This is a genomic window from Phyllobacterium sp. P5_D12 (assembly GCF_054049495.1).
Window position 1 is genome coordinate 1 of record NZ_JBFUMG010001165.1, and the last position, 579, is coordinate 579.

Genomic DNA, 579 nt, shown 5'->3' on the forward strand with positions numbered 1-579 from the left:
GCGCAGTGCGTATCCTGAACCGGAAGGTGAGGGCGGTTGTTCGCCCACTTACCGACGGCCAATTGGTAATCGCGCAAGGTATCGAAAATACGGCCCGAAAGGATCTCTCATATATCGAGCGAGCCACATTCGCGCTCCGCTTGGAAGACAGGGGTTTCGAACGGAACGTTATCATGCAGGCGCTAAGCACTGACAAAACAGAGCTCTCGAAGCTCTTGTCTGTCGCGCGGTCTGTTCCAGGCGACATTGTGCAGTCAATCGGCTCCGCACCGTCTACGGGACGACGCAAATGGATGGAGTTGGCCGAGAAGCTGGTAGATCAAAAGCTCCTTGGTGTCGCCCGGAAGGAAGTCCAGTCGGCCAACTTCGAAGGCTTGGGCTCGGACGACCGCTTTATGCTAATTGTCACGCGTATTTCCAAGAAACCGAAATCTGATTCCGCATTTGCAGAATGGAGGACGAGAGACGGAAAGGTCGCCGCAAAGATCAAAGACACAGGGAAAGCTTACACGCTGTCCCTGAAAGCCAACGGAGCAGAGGGCTTCGGAAAATATCTGTCAGGCAAGCTAGATGATATCT

General features: G+C 53.9%; 1 protein-coding gene. It reads left to right on the forward strand.

All coding sequences use genetic code 11. The annotated features are described in order from the left end of the window. Positions 1-26: 26 nt before the first annotated feature. A partial coding sequence (gene repB, locus ACXJ5O_RS29295) for a plasmid partitioning protein RepB (RefSeq protein ID WP_457302962.1) occupies positions 27-579 on the forward strand: 553 nt, incomplete at its 3' end.